General features: G+C 60.9%; 13 protein-coding genes and 1 pseudogene. 1 reads left to right on the top strand and 13 read right to left on the bottom strand.

Features of this window, described 5'->3' with window-relative positions; all coding sequences use genetic code 11:
- Nucleotides 1-23: 23 nt before the first annotated feature.
- The 9 genes from miaB to EV561_RS09645 form a co-directional block, all read right to left on the bottom strand.
- On the bottom strand, nucleotides 24-1421 hold the full coding sequence (gene miaB / locus EV561_RS09685) for a tRNA (N6-isopentenyl adenosine(37)-C2)-methylthiotransferase MiaB (RefSeq protein ID WP_132520683.1): 1398 nt from the start codon (nucleotides 1419-1421) through the stop codon (nucleotides 24-26).
- A gap of 49 nt (nucleotides 1422-1470) precedes the next feature.
- A complete protein-coding gene (locus EV561_RS09680; RefSeq protein WP_132520680.1) occupies nucleotides 1471-2268 on the bottom strand; it encodes a lysophospholipid acyltransferase family protein in 798 nt (265 codons plus the stop codon).
- Between the two features lie 30 nt (nucleotides 2269-2298).
- On the bottom strand, nucleotides 2299-2727 hold the full coding sequence (locus EV561_RS09675) for a Fur family transcriptional regulator (protein ID WP_132520677.1): 429 nt from the start codon (nucleotides 2725-2727) through the stop codon (nucleotides 2299-2301).
- Nucleotides 2728-2766: 39 nt separating this feature from the next.
- Entirely contained in the window at nucleotides 2767-3261 is a 495-nt protein-coding gene (locus tag EV561_RS09670; RefSeq protein WP_132520674.1) for an N-acetyltransferase, read from the bottom strand.
- Nucleotides 3262-3263: 2 nt separating this feature from the next.
- A complete protein-coding gene (tsaB, locus tag EV561_RS09665; protein WP_132520671.1) occupies nucleotides 3264-3920 on the bottom strand; it encodes a tRNA (adenosine(37)-N6)-threonylcarbamoyltransferase complex dimerization subunit type 1 TsaB in 657 nt (218 codons plus the stop codon).
- A gap of 101 nt (nucleotides 3921-4021) precedes the next feature.
- On the bottom strand, nucleotides 4022-4588 hold the full coding sequence (locus tag EV561_RS09660) for a NifU family protein (RefSeq protein ID WP_132520668.1): 567 nt from the start codon (nucleotides 4586-4588) through the stop codon (nucleotides 4022-4024).
- Nucleotides 4589-4707: 119 nt separating this feature from the next.
- Entirely contained in the window at nucleotides 4708-5199 is a 492-nt protein-coding gene (locus EV561_RS09655) for a universal stress protein (protein ID WP_132520665.1), read from the bottom strand.
- A gap of 285 nt (nucleotides 5200-5484) precedes the next feature.
- The gene (gene trpS, locus EV561_RS09650) at nucleotides 5485-6552 is read right to left on the bottom strand and encodes a tryptophan--tRNA ligase (RefSeq protein ID WP_132520662.1); all 1068 of its coding nucleotides are present in this window, start codon (nucleotides 6550-6552) and stop codon (nucleotides 5485-5487) included.
- Between the two features lie 111 nt (nucleotides 6553-6663).
- Complete coding sequence (locus EV561_RS09645) at nucleotides 6664-7059, bottom strand: VOC family protein (RefSeq protein WP_132520659.1); 396 nt, start codon at nucleotides 7057-7059, stop codon at nucleotides 6664-6666.
- Nucleotides 7060-8042: 983 nt separating this feature from the next.
- Between EV561_RS09645 and EV561_RS09640 the strand changes: the two are divergent.
- Nucleotides 8043-8507: pseudogene (locus tag EV561_RS09640) on the top strand (DUF882 domain-containing protein); the annotation flags it as partial.
- Nucleotides 8508-8530: 23 nt separating this feature from the next.
- On the opposite strand, the gene murJ reads toward EV561_RS09640, so the two are convergent.
- The 4 genes from murJ to mutS all read right to left on the bottom strand — a co-directional run bounded on the left by murJ (nucleotide 8531) and on the right by mutS (nucleotide 16231).
- Nucleotides 8531-10132, bottom strand: a complete 1602-nt coding sequence (murJ, locus tag EV561_RS09635; protein ID WP_132520656.1) for a murein biosynthesis integral membrane protein MurJ — start codon at nucleotides 10130-10132, stop codon at nucleotides 8531-8533.
- Nucleotides 10129-13032 carry a [protein-PII] uridylyltransferase gene (locus tag EV561_RS09630; protein WP_132520653.1) on the bottom strand — a complete coding sequence of 968 codons (2904 nt, stop codon included), beginning with the start codon at nucleotides 13030-13032 and terminating at the stop codon, nucleotides 10129-10131. The genes murJ and EV561_RS09630 overlap by 4 nt, the downstream gene beginning before the upstream one ends.
- A gap of 158 nt (nucleotides 13033-13190) precedes the next feature.
- A complete protein-coding gene (locus EV561_RS09625) occupies nucleotides 13191-13484 on the bottom strand; it encodes a hypothetical protein (protein ID WP_132520650.1) in 294 nt (97 codons plus the stop codon).
- A gap of 17 nt (nucleotides 13485-13501) precedes the next feature.
- Entirely contained in the window at nucleotides 13502-16231 is a 2730-nt protein-coding gene (gene mutS, locus EV561_RS09620; protein ID WP_132521628.1) for a DNA mismatch repair protein MutS, read from the bottom strand.
- Nucleotides 16232-16550: the final 319 nt, after the last annotated feature.

Below are 16550 nucleotides of genomic sequence, written 5' to 3'. Positions count from 1 at the left end.
AGGCTCCTTTGGCTGTCCGAAACCTATAGCACTTCAGCAAACAAGCTGTTCGTGCTGGTTCCGGTGATTCGCACGTTAATAATGTCACCGATTTGCGATGCTTTTGCATCAACATTCACAGACTGAAGCCAAGGGGATCGGCCGATCAACTGTCCGGGCATTCTGCCGGGCTTTTCGAGCAGGAGATCGATGACCTTGCCCACACAGGCCTCGGCGAACTCCTGCTGCTGCTCCAGAAGCAGCGCCTGCAGACGTTCCAGCCGATCAGCCTTGATCTCTTCGGGCACCTGGTCCTTCAGTTCCGCGCCGGGTGTTCCAGGGCGCGTTGAATATTTAAACGAGAAGGCCTGTGCGTAACGCACATCCTCCACGAGCTTTAGTGTATCCGCAAAATCCTCGTCTGTCTCCCCCGGAAAACCGACGATAAAGTCACCCGAAAGGGCGATATCGGGGCGTGCAGAGCGGATTTTATCGATCAAGGCCAGATATTCTGCCGTCGTATGGCGACGGTTCATAGCCTTCAGAATGCGGTTCGAGCCCGACTGGACCGGCAGGTGGAGGTAGGGCATCAGCTTGCGCAGATCGCTATGGGCGCCGATCAAGCGGTCGTCCATGTCGCGGGGATGGCTTGTGGTGTAGCGCAACCGGGCAAGGCCTGGAATTTCCGCCAGACGGTAGAGCAGATCGCCGAGGCTCCAGGCCTGACCGTTCGGGCCTGCTCCGTGCCAGGCATTGACGTTCTGGCCGAGAAGCGTGATTTCGCGGACGCCGCCGTCCACAAGTTTCTCAGCCTCTTCGACGATCTGCTGGACCGACCGGGAAACCTCCGAGCCGCGGGTATAGGGAACCACGCAGAACGTGCAGAACTTGTCGCAACCTTCCTGGACGGTCAGGAAAGCCGTGACGCCGCGCGAGCGGATCTTGCCCTTCTCGGCAATCGGCAGGTGCTCGAACTTGTCTTCCAGCGCATATTCCGTATCGACGACCCGCTGGCCCTCCTTGGCGCGGCGCAGCGCGTCGGGCAGACGGTGATAGGTCTGCGGGCCGATGACGACGTCGACGGCAGGCGCGCGACGCAGGATTTCCTCGCCTTCGGCCTGGGCGACGCAGCCGGTGACCCCGATCATCATCTCGCGACCGACGGCTGCCTTGCGCTTCTTCATGTCACGCAGGCGGCCAAGCGCCGAGTAGACCTTTTCGGCGGCCTTTTCGCGGATATGGCAGGTATTGAGCAGGACCAGGTCGGCCTCTTCCATGTCTTCGGTCGGCTCATAGCCATCCTTAGCCAGCGCATCGCTCATGCGCGTGGAATCGTAGACATTCATCTGGCAACCATAGGTCTTGATGAAGACCTTACGGGTGTTTGAGCCATCGCGGATAGTGGTATCCGGGGCGTCGAGAACTGCGCTTTCCTGGGTCATGGGCGCTATTTAGTGGTTTTTAATCTCGGTGAAAATCGAAATCTTGAGATCAGTCGATCTCGCGTCCCAGCAACCGGCTTGTAAGCATGATGCGGATGCGGCTGGCGATGGTGGCGCTGACTTCCTTGCGGTTGCTGTCGGCGCGATATTCAACGGCCTCGCCGAAGCAGACATCCACATCGATCGCGCCGCAGGCCAGGATACCTTTCAGATGCGGCAGCAGCTCGATATCGCCGGGCCATGCGGTAACGGGGCGATAATAACGTCCCATGGCGAGACCGTGAATGCGGGTATAGGCGACGGCGACCGGCTGGACATAAACCGTGCCGTTCGGCGCGCCTGGCAAAGCTGCGGCCGCGGCTCCGAAGAGCGAGGATTTTACCTCCAGCAACCGGTTGCCGTCGGAGGTTGTCCCTTCGGGAAACAGCACCATGATCTCGCCGCCTGCCATGCGCTCGGCAATCTCGTTTACCTGGTTGCCGGTCGATCGTTTCTGCTCCCTGACGACGAAGACGCTGTTTTGCAGCCGGGCGAGGAGACCGAAGATCGGCCAGTCACGCACCTCGATCTTGGCGATGAACGCAACGTCGGCGACGGCCGAGAGGACGAGAATATCGAGCCAGGACGAATGGTTGGAGGCGAGCATCAATGGCCGGCGCCGTTCAGGCGTGCCGATGACATGGATGCGGATGCCGAGCCAATAGCAGAGAACGCGATGCCAGATGCGTGGCAGATAGCGGCTCAGTTTCCAGCCGAAACGGAGGCAGAGCATCTGCAGCGGCAGCATGAACAGACTGACGACCGATATGACGATGGCGGCACAGGCCATGCGCAGCCAATAAGTCAATATGTCGTCTCCCGGGCTTCCGGCATCACCTCAACGCTCGTCCTTCTTCAGCGGAATTCCGTAGAGCTCAAGCCGATGATCCACCAGTTGGAAGCCATGCTCCCGCGCAATGCGCTCCTGCAGCGCCTCGATCTCGGGAGAGCTGAACTCGATGACGGTCCCATTCTTCAGGTCGAGGAGGTGGTCGTGGTGTTCTTCCGGCAGTGTCTCGTAGCGGGAGCGGCCGTCGCGGAAATCGTGGCGGGCGATGATGCCCGCATCCTCGAAGAGCTTGACGGTGCGATAGACCGTGGAGATCGAGATCTTGCTGTCGACTTTAACGGAGCGGCGATGGAGCTCCTCGACGTCAGGATGATCTTCCGATTCCTGCAATATCCGGGCGATCACCCGGCGCTGATCGGTCATGCGCATACCGCGTTCGGCGCAGAGCTCCTCCAGTGTCTTGGTGGCATCGGTCATGGCAGGTGGTCTTCGCGGCTATTTCGTTTCCGCTAGGGACTAGCGAAGAACACGGCGCATGACAAGCGCCGTCGATTTTGCGCCTTTGTCGTCAGCGTAGTAGGCCTTGCGCTCGCCGACCTTCTCAAAGCCGAGCTTGCGATAGAGGCCGAGCGCCGGCGCATTGCCGCCATCGACTTCGAGAAACATGGTCTCGCCGCCGCGAGCCTGGGCCTCGCGCAGGGCCGCTTGCATCAGCCGCCAGCCGAGCCCCGTCCGCGCGAGCTTCGGCTGCACGGCGATCGTCAGGATCTCACCTTCACCGGCGGCGTGCCTTGCGAGCACGAAACCCGGAAGCGGCTTCCTCAGGAAGGCATTGGTCTGGCGGGCGACGAAACCGAAGACCGGCTCCTGGCTCAAAAGGCTATGAAACTCGCCGTCATTCCAGGCTCTTGGAAAACGCTCGGCGTGCAGGACGGACACCTCGTGGCAATCCTGCGGCTCCATCATCACGATCTCGAATTCGGGCTTCAGGGTGAGATAGGATTCGAGCATGGTCATATCCGGGCAACGGCATAGCCGGCCTGCGGCCGGGCATCAGGTCCACGTAGGTAAAGCGGCTTCGGCTTTTCGCCGACGGGTTTCAATGCGCCCAGCCGGGCGACGAGGGCAATCGGGAAGCTGTCGGGCTGATCATTCGCCGGCTCACTTTTCAGCAGCGGCGCGGCAGAACCTGTGATCGTACCGTCGAAACCGCCGGCAAGCGTCCGGGCGTCGGCAACAGGCAGCGCCTGCGCCTCGCTGCTGGGCGCACCATTCTCGTCGAAGGTTTGGAGATAGATCTCGTCGCGCTTGGCATCGCGGGCTGCGAGAACCGGCTGGCCGGGCGCTTGCTCGAGTGCAGCGGCGGCCATGGTTTCCAGAGTCGTCACGCCTACTGCCGGAATGCCGAGGGATAAGGCAAGCCCGCGGGCTGCCGCGACGCCGACGCGAATGCCGGTGAAGGAGCCGGGGCCGATCGTGACGGCGATGCGATCGACAGCATCCAGACCGAGACCGGCTTTCGCCAAAGTCTCGTCGAGAATTGCCATCAAACGTTCAGCATGCCCTCGCCCGATCGTTTCCGTGACCTCCCCAAGCACAGAATCTCCATCGCTATTATACACAGCGACAGCACAATCAACACCTGCCGTGTCGAGCGCCAGTACGATCATTTAAGAAATATCCGAAAGGCCGGCTTCAGTTGGTTTTCATACAATTCCGAATTTTCACGCGATTCGGATGGGAAGCCGTTTCGCGCTTTTCCGGAATTGCCTTAAACGGCTTCGACTTCCTGAACTTCAGGCACGAAATGGCGCAGCAGGTTTTGCACGCCGTGCTTCAACGTCGCCGTCGACGACGGGCAACCGGCGCAGGACCCCTTCATGTTCAGATAGACCTTGCCATCGCGGAAGCCGCGGAAAGTGATGTCACCGCCATCCTGGGCCACCGCCGGACGAACGCGGGTGTCGAGCAATTCCTTGATGGTCAGGACGATGGTTTCATCGCCCTCATCGAAGAATTCGCCGCCGGCATCGAGTTCCTCTTCGCGCGAAGACGAAGCGCCCATGACGGGCTTGCCGGACATGAAATGCTCCATGATCGAGCCGAGGATGGCCGGCTTCAGGTGCTGCCATTCCTGCTCTTCCTTGGAGACGGTGATGAAATCATAGCCGAAATAGACGCCGGTCACGCCCGGAATCTCGAACAGACGGGCAGCAAGCGGCGAAACGTCGGCATCCGCAGCGTTGCGGAACTCGGCCGTGCCCGATTCCATCACCACTTTGCCGGGGAGGAACTTAAGGGTGGCCGGATTCGGGGTGGCTTCGGTCTGTATGAACATCGTCGTCTCCGTGCGGCGGGCGCGTCCACCCTGCCCGATCTTTAGAATTCTTCAAAAGAGATATGCCTATTCAGACCCGCATTCAAGAGCCTTACACTCAAGAAATGCAGGGAATGCAATCAACCGACCGCGTCGATTTCCTCATCCGTCAGCGTGTCCGGCAGGATCGTCACGGGGATCGGGAAGGCGGCACCACGTCCGGCCACCGAGGAGACCAGCGGCCCGGGTCCCTCCTTGGCGGAACCGGCAGCGAGGACAAGGATCGCAATGTCCCGGTCTTCTTCAATCGCGGCGTTGATCTGCTCGGTGACAGCACCTTCGCGGATGACGACCTCGGGATCGATGCCGATGGTCTCGCGCACCTGCTGGGCCGATTTGGCAACCACGGCCTCGGCCTCTTCGCGAGCCTCGGCCCGCATGATCTCCTCGACGCCCAGCCATTGCTGGAAATCGCCCTCGGGGATCACATAGAGCAGAACGAGCCCGCCATTGGAATTTTTGGCCCGCCGGCCGGCATAGCGGACAGCACGCTGGCATTCGGGCGTTCCGTCGATCACCGCCATGAATTTCCGGCGATGACCTTCGAGCCTGGAGAGTCGCGTTGATACCATGGGCGCGACTCTGACACCTGATTTTGAGGTTTTGCAAGCCCCCGATTTCGGTGGCGCCTTGGGGCAGGCCCCCTCACCCTACCCTCTCCCCGAGGGGAGAGGGGGAAGTGCAACATTTGGAAAAGGCCCTCTCTACCCTGCCGGGCATCTCCCCCACAAGGGGGGGGAGAAGACTCGCAGCAACTGCTTTGCCTCAATCGAGGCTTCGACAGAGCGGCAGGTTAGCCCCTCCCCCTTGTGGGGAGGGGTTGGGGAGGGGTTTAGATCTCCCTCATCGCAGTCACCTCAGTGGATAAAGCCGATAATATCCCGCACCTGCGTCATCGTGACTTCGGCACGCGCCCGAGCGCGCTCGCTGCCATCGCGAAGGACGCTGTCGATATGGCCGGGATCGGCCATCAGGCGGCGCATTTCGGCATTGATCGGCGCGAGCGTGTGAACGGCAAGATCGACCAGGGCCGGCTTGAAGACCGAGAACTGCTGGCCGCCAAATTCGGCGAGCACGTCAGCCTTGGACCGGTCGGCGAGCGCCGCATAGATGCCGACGAGATTGTCGGCTTCCGGGCGGTTGGCAAGGCCGGCGATTTCGCTCGGCAAGCCTTCCGGATCGGTCTTGGCCTTGCGGATCTTCCTGGAGATCGCTTCCTCGTCGTCCATCAGGTTGATGCGCGACAGATCGGATGCGTCCGACTTAGACATCTTCTTGGTGCCGTCGCGCAGGCTCATCACGCGGGGCGCCGGGCCATCGATCAGCGGCTCGACCATCGGGAAATAGGCATGCACCGGCTCGTCACCGACAGTGATGTCGATGCCGTAACCCGTGCGACGAATGTGCTCCATGTAATCCAGATTGAATTTCATGGCGATGTCGCGGGCAAGCTCCAGATGCTGCTTCTGGTCGTCGCCGACGGGCACATGGGTCGCGCGGTAGACGAGGATGTCGGCAGCCATCAGGCTCGGATAGGCGTAGAGACCCAGCGAAGCCTGCTCGCGATCCTTGCCGGCCTTGTCCTTGAACTGCGTCATGCGGTTCATCCAGCCGAGGCGGGCGACGCAATTGAAGATCCAGGCAAGTTCGGCGTGCTGCGGCACGGCCGACTGATTGAAGACGATATGCTTTTTAGGGTCGATGCCGGCGGCAAGAAAGGCAGCGGTGATCGAGCGGATCTGGCCGGGCATGTCCTCATGCACGAGCTGCGCCGTCAGCGCATGCAGGTCGACGACGCAATAGATGCAGTCGTTGTTTTCCTGCAGCGCCACGAACTTGCGGATCGCGCCGAGATAGTTGCCGAGATGGAGATTGCCGGTCGGCTGAACGCCCGAGAATACGAGCGGCTTGAATTCTGATGTCATGTCGTCCTCAATAGGCTGGTGGAGGGCCCCAGGGCGTCTCGCGCCCATGTAGCTAACGTCGCGGCTTATGCATGGCGCCACGGTCGCGATCAAGAGGCGAAGTGCCGCTCCTCAAGAAGAATGCTCAATCAAATCCCAGGTGTTGCCGTAGGGATCGGCAAAGACAGCGACAGTGCCGTAGGCCTCATGGCGAGGCTCTTCGAGAAAGCGAACGCCCCTAGCGACCATCGCAGCATGATCGCGGGCGAAATCATCGGTTTTCAGGAAGAAACCGACACGGCCGCCCGTCTGGTTGCCGATCGCCGCTTTCTGCTTTTCATCCGCTGCCTGCGCCAGCAGCAGAGAAGCTCCATGCCCGCCCTTCGGCGCGATCACCACCCAGCGCTTGTTCTCCTCCGGCAATGGCTGATCCTGGAGGCAATCGAAGCCGAGCGCGCCGCAATAGAAATCCTTGGCGCGGTCATAATCGTCGACGACGAGCGTCACGAGAAAAAGTGAGTGGGTCATGGTAGGCTCCATAGCTGAGGGTGTTTGTCAGGGGATTGCGGAAAAGGGTCAAGAGAGCATTTTTCGCTTGGCTCGGCCCGGTAGCCCCTCATCCGCCTGCCGGCACCTTCTCCCCGCTTGCGGGGCGAAGGGACTCGCGGCAGCCTCTCCGTCCTTCTCCAACCCCTCGCGGGGCACGTCCCCTCGCCGCGCTTGCGGGGAGAGGGTTAGGGTGAGGGGCAGCCCCCGACCATACCACAGGACGGAATCCGCCCTTGGCAATCTCGATTTTTCAAAGTTCGGACGGGGCGCTGAAAGCTGCCTCGTAGTGAAGTAAAATAAGTGACACCTTTCAGCGCCCCGTTCGGCGGTTTATGCCCGCAACTCCGATCCCTCTGCGACTTCCGTTGAACCCGAGTGCCAATTCGGACGGAAACCATGTGTGCCGCACAAAGCCGCCCGCGATCGAAGATCGCGGATAAGCCGGCTTTGATTCAAAGGTGGAGCATGTTCCCTTTCGCCCGGCGAGCCGGGCGGGACATGCTCGCCACGCCCGAAGCGAAACCCGAAGAGTCACCTCTTCGCCGTCTCCGGAGGGAGACCATTTTCTGCGGACCCCGAGCATGAGGCTTTGCGTCTTCCCCTCACGACCCGCGCCGATCCCGCCTCACTGCCACGCCTGGCAGCGTATCCGAGGACGAGATTTAGCAAGTGTATGCGCCTGAGATGGAGAGGGGACGCGAGGGCAAAATAAATGTCGCAAGTCTCTGAAAGTTCACCGTCACCCGCGCCGCGCTCTTCATCTCAAGCAGGCCAGTAAAGCTATCAATACACATCAATAATTTATGTGAATATTTCTCACTTTTTGATTTTAATCGTTTTTTAATGATAATTAGCGAGTAATTTTACTACTATTTTAGTATATTTTTACGTATAGATTTTTTAGCCGGAAAACCATTTCCTTCGAGGTCATCGGGCGGGACGCTCGCCTCGGAGGTAGGTCAATGCAACGAGCCTATTCGATCGCGTTCGTGATTCTGGTCGTTCTATTTTCCGCAGCGACAGGCAATACAGAACCCGTCCGTCGTTACGCCATGGGCAATCGGCAAGAGACAAGCGAAACGCATCGGGAAGCCAGCGACTCTCATCAAGAGGTCGGCCGGTCCTACATGTTGCAGACGGTGAGCGTCCAGGCTGGCTGCTTTCCGGAAAAATTGCGCAATGTCCTCGCTCATATTGCCGCCGAAACTCATCACGAGCCCGTCGTCACCTCAGGCCTCAGGGCACATGCGAGCCGAACAGGCTCTCTGCATCGGCGCTGCATGGCGGCCGACATCCGCGTGCCCGGCGCATCCTATCGCGCAGTGATCGCAGCCGCGGCCAGTGCGCCTGAGATCGGCGGCATCGGCACGTATTGCAACGGCATTGTGCATGTCGATATCGGGCCGAAGCGGTTCTGGAATTACTGCTCGCGCGGCCGCCACTACTTCCGTCAGGGTTCGCCGTTGATCGCTTCGGCGGATGACTCGGCAGGGCGCTTGCGGTTCAAGTTGCGACGGACCATCGCCAAATCCACTCCACCGATCACGAAGGCGACGACGAAATACACGACCATTGCAACAAGTATCAGTAAGGCCAAGGTGCCGGTCTTGGTCAGCAGCGTCGAGCCGGAAGAAAGAAGCGGCTCCCAGCGATGAAGCAGATAGACGATGACGCCGCCCATGACGCCTGACGCGACAAGCAGCAGCACGGTGCGGCGCGCCAGCGCCCACTCCCAGGTGAGATGACCACGGCGATAGAGCGTCACGAAGAGCTGCACCGCGTTCAGCCATCCCGCAACGGCCTCTGCCAGAGCGATGCCTCGCTCGTGAAGGATCGGGAAGAGAAGGATCGACAGCGCAGAATTGACGAAGACCGCGACCGCGGTGAAGCGCATCGGCGACTTCGTGTCCTCGCGTGCATAAAAGCCCGGCTGCAGCGCCTTGATCAGAACAAAGCCCGGCAGGCCCAGGCCGAAGATGGCGAGAATGGAACCGACGAGAGTGGTGTTGTTCTGGGTGAAGGCGCCGCGCTCGTAAAGCACGCGGATGATATCGTCCGACAGCAGCCAGATGGCGACGGCGGCGGGAAGGGTCAGAAACAGCACGAATTCGATCGAACGGTTCTGTAGATTGGCGGCCTCTTTCACGTGGCCGGATTTCAATGCGCGGGCAAGCTCCGGCAAGAGCACGATGCCAACGGCGACGCCGACGACGCCGAGCGGCAGCTGATAGATGCGGTCGGCATATTGCAGGGCGGCGATCGCGCCCTCCTTGCCCGAGGCGATGGCCTGGCCGATCACGAGGTTGATCTGCGTCACGCCGCCGGTGATGGCGGCGGGCACGGCTAGGAGAAGCAACCGTTTGACGTTCGGCGTGAAGCGCGGAAAGCGCAGACCGATGTTGATGCCGGCATGGCGCACGCCGATATAGACCACCAGCAGTTGGAGCACGCCTGCGACGAGCACCGACCAGGACAGATACCAGGCGGTGGCCAGGGGGTCGGCACCAAAGTAGATCGCGTAGAACAGCGCGCTGATCATCACGAGGTTCAGGAAGATCGGCGCGACGGCGGCGGCGAAGAAGTGATGCAGCGAATTCAGCATCCCGCTCATCATCGCCGTCAACGACATCGACATCAGATAGGGGAACATGACGGCTGCAAGCCGAACGGTCAGGTCGAACTTGTCGGCATCGTCGGCAAAGCCCGGCGCGATGATCCAGCGCACGATCAGCGGCATTGCGAGTTCCATGACGACGGTGATCAGGAACAGCACTGAGAACAGGACCCCGAAGACTTCCTCCGAGAAGCGCTTGGCGCCGTCGATGCCGTGGGCCTCGATCTCCTTGGCGAAGAGCGGCACGAAGGCGGCGTTGAAGGCGCCTTCGGCAAAGAGCCTGCGGAAGAGGTTCGGAAAACGGAAGGCAGCGTAAAAGACGTCGGCCATCGGGCCGGTGCCGAGGGCAGCTGCCATCAGCGTTTCGCGGGCGAACCCGAAGACACGGCTTCCGAGCGTCGCTCCGCCGACGGTTACGAATTTCTTGACGAGACTCATGCGGCGGAATCGGCTTTCTTTTCAGCGTTCAGCGAGCGCGTGGCGGGAGGGGCGATGATGCCCGACGGCATGCGCTCGCGCATCTCATCCTCCTCGCCTGCCATCACCGCCTTCAGCCGCGCGGTGATGTTGGCCCGCTTGTTGTCGTTGGAAATCTTCTGCCCGACGAGATCGGTCACATAGAATGTGTCGATGACCTTCTCGCCAAACGTGGTGATACGCGCCGACTGGATGTCGAGCGACAGGTCGGACAGCACGGCCGTGATCTCGGAAAGAAGACCCGTGCGGTCAAGGCATTCGACCTCGATGACCGTGAACTTGTTCGACAGCGTGTTTGAGATGACGACCGACGGCGGAATGGTGAACGCCTTGTTCTTGCGGCGGTTCTTCGTGCGGTTCGCGATGACTTCGGGCAGGCGCTTGCGCCCGGAAAGCACGTCCTCGATCATCTTGCCGATGGTGGCTGCGCGGCGTAGCTCGTCCTCATCGTTGGGGAATTCACGATTGACATGGATCGTGTCGAGCGCCCGGCCGTCGGAGGTGGTGAAGATCTGTGCGTCGGCAATATTGGCGCCGGCCGCGGCACAGGCGCCGGCAATGACGGTCAGCAGGCGCGGATGGTCCGGCGACAGGACCGTGATCTCGGTGATAGCGTGGAAACTGTCGGTGCGCACCATTGTCGCAAGCGTCTGTCCGGCCTTGTCGGCCTGGCGGATGAAGGTCGTATGCCGGATCTGGTCTTCGAGCGGTACCGAGAGCAGATAGGGCTGGTAGTGCAGCTTCGTATAGGTCTTGCGATCCTTCTGGCTCCAGTCGGAAAGCGCATTGTAGAGCGCTTCGGCAGCAAAGGCCGCCCGCTCCTTGCGCGAGACCTCAGAGAAGCCGCCGGCAAGCAGCAGTTCGGTCTCATAATAAAGAGTGCGCAGAAGCTGGCCCTTCCAGCCGTTCCAAACGCCGGGACCGACCGCGCGGATATCGCAGACGGTGAGGATCAGAAGCAGCTTCAGCCGATCGAGAGATTGAACGCGATCGGCGAAATCGGTGACGGTCTTACGATCTGTCAGATCACGGGTCTGCGCCGTCATCGACATGATCAGGTGTTCTTCGACCAGCCAGACCACCAGCTCGGTCTGCTTCGGCGACAGGCCGAAGCGCGGGCAGAGCTTGCGCGCCACCTTAGCGCCGGCCTCCGAGTGATCCTCCTGGCGTCCCTTGGCGATGTCGTGCAGCAGGACAGCGACGTACAGCGCCTCCCGGTCTTCGACGGCGGGCATCAGCTTGTTGACCAGCGGATGGATGTCGTCGGCCTTGCCCTTGTCGATCTCGGCAAGCACGTCGACGGAGCGAATGAGATGTTCGTCGACCGTATAGTGATGATACATGTTGAATTGCATCATCGAGACGATCTTGCCGAATTCGGGAATGAAGCGGCCAAGCACGCCGGCTTCGTTCATCCGGCGAAGGATGAGCGCGGGATCGCGCTTGGAGGTCAGGATCGAGATGAAGAGACGGTTTGCCTCCTCGCTCTCGCGCACATCGTTGTCGATCAGCGACAGCGAGCGCGTCACCCGCTTCAGCGCGTCCGGGTGGAACTCTAGCCCATTGATATCGGCGACATGGAACAGGCGAATGAGGCTGACCGGATCGCGCTTGAAGACATCAGGATTGGCGAGCGCGATGCGGCCGCGATCTTCTACGAATTCCAGCGTACCGGGAATCTTGCGCGAACGATGGGTGAAGCGGTTGAGCACGCCGGTCAGGCCCGGCGTCGCCTTGGCCTGCTGGTCCTCAAGGGCTGCACAGAGAATGCGTGTCAGGTCACCGACATCCTTGGCTACCAGGAAATAGTGTTTCATGAAGCGCTCGACGGCCGAAAGGCCGGGACGAGCGTGGTAGCCGAGAGCTTTTGCGATCTCCGGCTGGATATCGAAGGAAAGGCGCTCTTCCGCCTTGTTGGTCAGGAAATGCATATGGCAGCGCACGGCCCAGAGGAAATCCTCGGCCTTCTGGAACAGGCGGTATTCCTGTTTCGACAGCACGCCCACCTTCACCAGATCGGCGGGGTCGCGAACGTGGTAGTAATATTTGGAGATCCAGAAGAGCGTGTGCAGGTCGCGCAGGCCGCCTTTGCTTTCCTTGACGTTCGGTTCGACGACGTAGCGCGTGTCGCCGGCCTTGCGGTGGCGTTCGTCGCGTTCGGCAAGCTTGGCGGCAATGAATTCAGGCCCGGTGCCGGTGACGATCTCCTTGTCGAAGCGCGCCTCCATTTCGCGCACCAGCGGCTCGTAGCCGCAGATGTAGCGAGTCTCCAGGATCGCGGTGCGGATCGTCATGTCCGACTTGGAGAGACGGATGCTTTCCTCGACCGTGCGGGTGGCATGGCCGACCTTGAAACCCATGTCCCAGAGCATGTAGAGGACGAACTCGACCGCCTTGTGGACCTCCTCGTCCGGCTTCGGCATGAAGAGGAAGAGCAGATCGATGTCCGAACCGGGCGCCAGCGTATCGCGGCCGTAGCCTCCGGTCGCGGCAACGGCAAAGCGATCCCTCTGCCTGGGATATACATGGGTCGTCGAGAAATCGTAGAGCAGCGTGATGATCTGGTCCTGCAGCCAGGAAATACGGTAGGCGCAATTGAGCCCGCTACCGTCCTCGGCCAGTAATTCCCTTGCCTTCTCGCGACCCTCGGCACTCGCCTTTTTCAGAACGGCGAGCAGATCGGCGCGAAGGACATCCGGCCTGTTGCGGTTCGCTTCGGCAGCGGCATCGCATTGCTTTCGAAGAAGATCGATATCAAGAATGCCGGAAAAATCGAGATCATGCATAGCCATGCTGCGCTGACCGGAGTCCTCTTGGATGGCTGCAGCCTCTTCCTGGCGCGCCCGTCGTTTCGTCTGCATGCGCTATAGCCTCTCTGTCCGGCGATTGACACAGGCAATATAGGAACGAGATCCGTTAAATTTGACAGAATGCCAAATTTAGAGCGATCGAAAAGCCCAGTGATCTACCCGGTCGTCATGGCGCCGAGATGACGCCATTGCTGTACAAATCGGCGGTTTCAAGGCCTCAGCGACGCAATCGTACGTCTCAAGTCGCTGGCATTGTAGAGAACGTGGCGCGATTGCGCACCGATTTCGTTCAGCGTTTCCTTCTCGCATTCCCAATAGCCGGCCTTGGCGATCTTGCTGCTGAGTTCGGAAATCTGATTGCAGGCCATGACGAGATCGAGCATGCCGCGGGCGGAATGCCAGGCTACCGGCTCACCATCGGGCTCGGCCTTGCGGGCGGCCTCCATCGAGGTGAACCGCTGTGCAAGCGTGCGCACCTCGCCAACCAGGCTTTCCATGAACATCGGCACCGTCTCCGTCGTCAGATCGTCTTGTCGAGTTTTTTCTTCAATTCGTAAAGGGCATCGAGAGCCCCGCGCGGAGTCAAATCATCGAGATCGAGCGCCTTCAGCGCCTCCTCGACCTTCGAGGGGCCGCGACGCCCGGCTGCCTCCTCACGCCTTACCGCCACCTGGAACAGCGGCAGGTCGTCGATCAGCTGGCTGGCCGGATTCTTGCGGTCGGCATCCTCGAGCCGGGTCAGCACGTCGCGGGCACGGGCAACGACCGAGGCCGGCAGGCCGGCGAGCCGGGCCACCTGAATGCCGTAGGAGCGATCGGCAGCACCGGGTCCGACTTCATGCAGGAAGATGACGTCGCCGTCCCACTCCCGAACGCGCATAGTCGCGTTGGACAGACGGTTCAGCTTCTCGGACAACACGGTCAGCTCATGGAAATGGGTGGCGAAGAGGCCGCGGCAGCGGTTGGCCTCATGCAGGTGTTCGACCGCGGCCCAGGCGATGGAGAGACCGTCGAAGGTCGCGGTGCCACGGCCAATCTCATCGAGGATGACGAGCGAGCGGTCGGTCGCCTGGTTGAGGATCGCCGCCGTCTCGACCATCTCGACCATGAAGGTGGAGCGGCCGCGGGCGAGATCGTCTGAGGCGCCGACGCGTGAGAACAGCCGGTCGACAATGCCGATATGGGCGGATGCGGCCGGAACGAAGGAGCCCATCTGCGTCATGATGGCGATCAGCGCATTCTGGCGCAGGAAGGTCGATTTACCGCCCATGTTCGGGCCGGTCAGCAGCCAGATCGCACCATCCCTGCCATCTTCCTGTGGCGAGAGATCGCAATTGTTGGCGACGAAGGGACCACCAGCCTGCCGGCGCAGCGCCTGTTCGACAACCGGATGCCGGCCGCCACCGATCGCAAACATTTTCGAACCATCGACCTGCGGGCGGCAATAGGCCTGCTCGTCCGCCAGAAGCGCAAGGCCGGATGCGACGTCGATGATCGCGAGCGCCCGGGCTCCCGATTTTATCGCTTCGGCCTCGCCGACGACGGCCGTCACCATGCGGTCGAAGGCTGCGAGCTCGATCGTCAGCGCCTTGTCGGCGGCGTTGGCAATGCGGCTTTCGAGATCGGCGAGTTCAGTCGTGGTGAAGCGCATCGCATTTGCCATGGTCTGGCGATGGATGAAGCGTGCCTTGGCTTCCGATGTGTCGGTCATCGGGCCGGCATTGCCCGCGGTGACCTCGATGAAATAGCCGAGCACATTGTTGTGCTTGATCTTGAGCGACTTGATGCCGGTTTCGTCGGCATATTGCAGCTGTAGGCCGGCGATGACGCGCCGGGACTGGTCGCGCAGCGCACGTACCTCGTCAAGCTCGGCATCGGCGCCCTCGCGCAGGAAACCGCCGTCGCGTTTGAGAAGCGGCAATTCGTCGGCGAGCGTGCCTGCGAGCATTGCTTCAAGCGCGTCAGGAAGCGCCCGCAGGCCGGCGAGCGCAATGGACAGTTCTTCCGGCAACATCGCATTTGCAAGCTTCCCGGCGATATGGGCAGCGGCACCCAGACCCTGGCGGATCGCCCAGAGATCGCGCGGGCCGCCACGGTCGAGCGCCAGCCGCGACAGGGCGCGCGGCATATCAGGGACATGTTTCAGCGCATCGCGCAGATCGCTGCAGAGCGAGGGCTCTTCCATCAGGAAGCCGATCGAATCCAACCGCTCGTTGATCCGAGCCGGATCGGTCAGGGGCGACATCAGCCTTTCTGCGAGAAGCCGGGCACCGCCGCCCGTCACCGTGCGATCGATCGCCTTCAGCAGCGAGCCGTTGCGGTCGCCCGAGAGCGTGCGCGCCAGTTCGAGATTGGCGCGGGTCGCCGGATCGATGAAGAGGGTGGAAGCGCCACTTTCGCGCTCCGGCTTGCCGAGCGGCGGGCGTTCGGCAATCTGGGTCTTTTCGACATAGGCGATCGCAGCGGCTGCGGCTGCGAGTTCGGCGCGGGTGAAAGTGCCGAAACCATCCAGGGTCGAAATGCCGAAATAGCGGGTGATGCGGCCTTCGGCACTGGCGCTGTCGAAAAGTACGGCCGGCTGCGGCACAGCGGTGCGGCCGAGCACGTCAAAGACCGGCTTCAGCTCGGCATCGTGGAACATCGTATCGGGCAGGATCAGCTCGCGCGGGTCGATGCGCAGGATATCGGCGAGCAGCCGTGAAGCTTCCGTTTCAGCGAGACGGAAGACGCCGGTCGAAATATCGATCCAGGCGAGCGCCAGCTGCGGCTCGCCGGCACCGCGGATGCGGGTCAGCGCCATCAGATAATTGGATTCCGAGGGCGAGAGCAGCTTTTCCTCGGTGATGGTGCCTGGTGTGACAAGCCGAACGACATCGCGTTTGACCACAGATTTGGAGCCGCGCTTCTTTGCTTCCGCGGGATCTTCCACCTGCTCGCAGACGGCGACGCGGAAACCGAGCGCAATCAGTTTCTGCAGATAGTCGTCGGCCGCATGCACCGGCACGCCGCACATCGGGATATCCTGGCCCATGTGCTGGCCGCGCTTCGTCAGCGTGATGCCGAGCGCGCGGGAGGCATCGACGGCGTCCTCGAAGAAGAGCTCGTAGAAATCGCCCATGCGATAGAAGAGCAGCGAACCGGGATTGTTCGCCTTGATCTCTATATATTGCTCCATCATCGGCGTGGCCGAGGCCCGGCTTTCGTCGGTGGCGAGTTCGGCAGCCGAGAAGGCATCGATGCTGGCGATCATTCGTTCGTTCACGGCAGTGCAGTTTTTCCTGAAAAATGAGGTGCCACCCTATCCACGCGCCGCTATAGAAGACAACAGCAATCGGAAAAGGGGAGCCGCTCGCCCACAGGAGGTTTCAAGGACGCGTCCAAATCGGCTGAAAAGCCTGGGCCGTCCTTCATAGGGCACATGTCGGTCTATCTGAGGCCGAGGCGGAAATTTTAATCGTTTGTAACAGGACGACTTTTCCCAAAAGCGTCGTGTCAGCCAAAAAAACCGTCATTATAGGAAATGGCGGCAACCGGATATCAAGGTCTGATGCCAAGAGGGTTTGGAGGAT

This window comes from Rhizobium sp. BK376 (genome assembly GCF_004341625.1).
In the GTDB taxonomy this organism is placed as follows: domain Bacteria; phylum Pseudomonadota; class Alphaproteobacteria; order Rhizobiales; family Rhizobiaceae; genus Rhizobium.
This window is presented reverse-complemented; position numbering and strand designations above follow the sequence as displayed.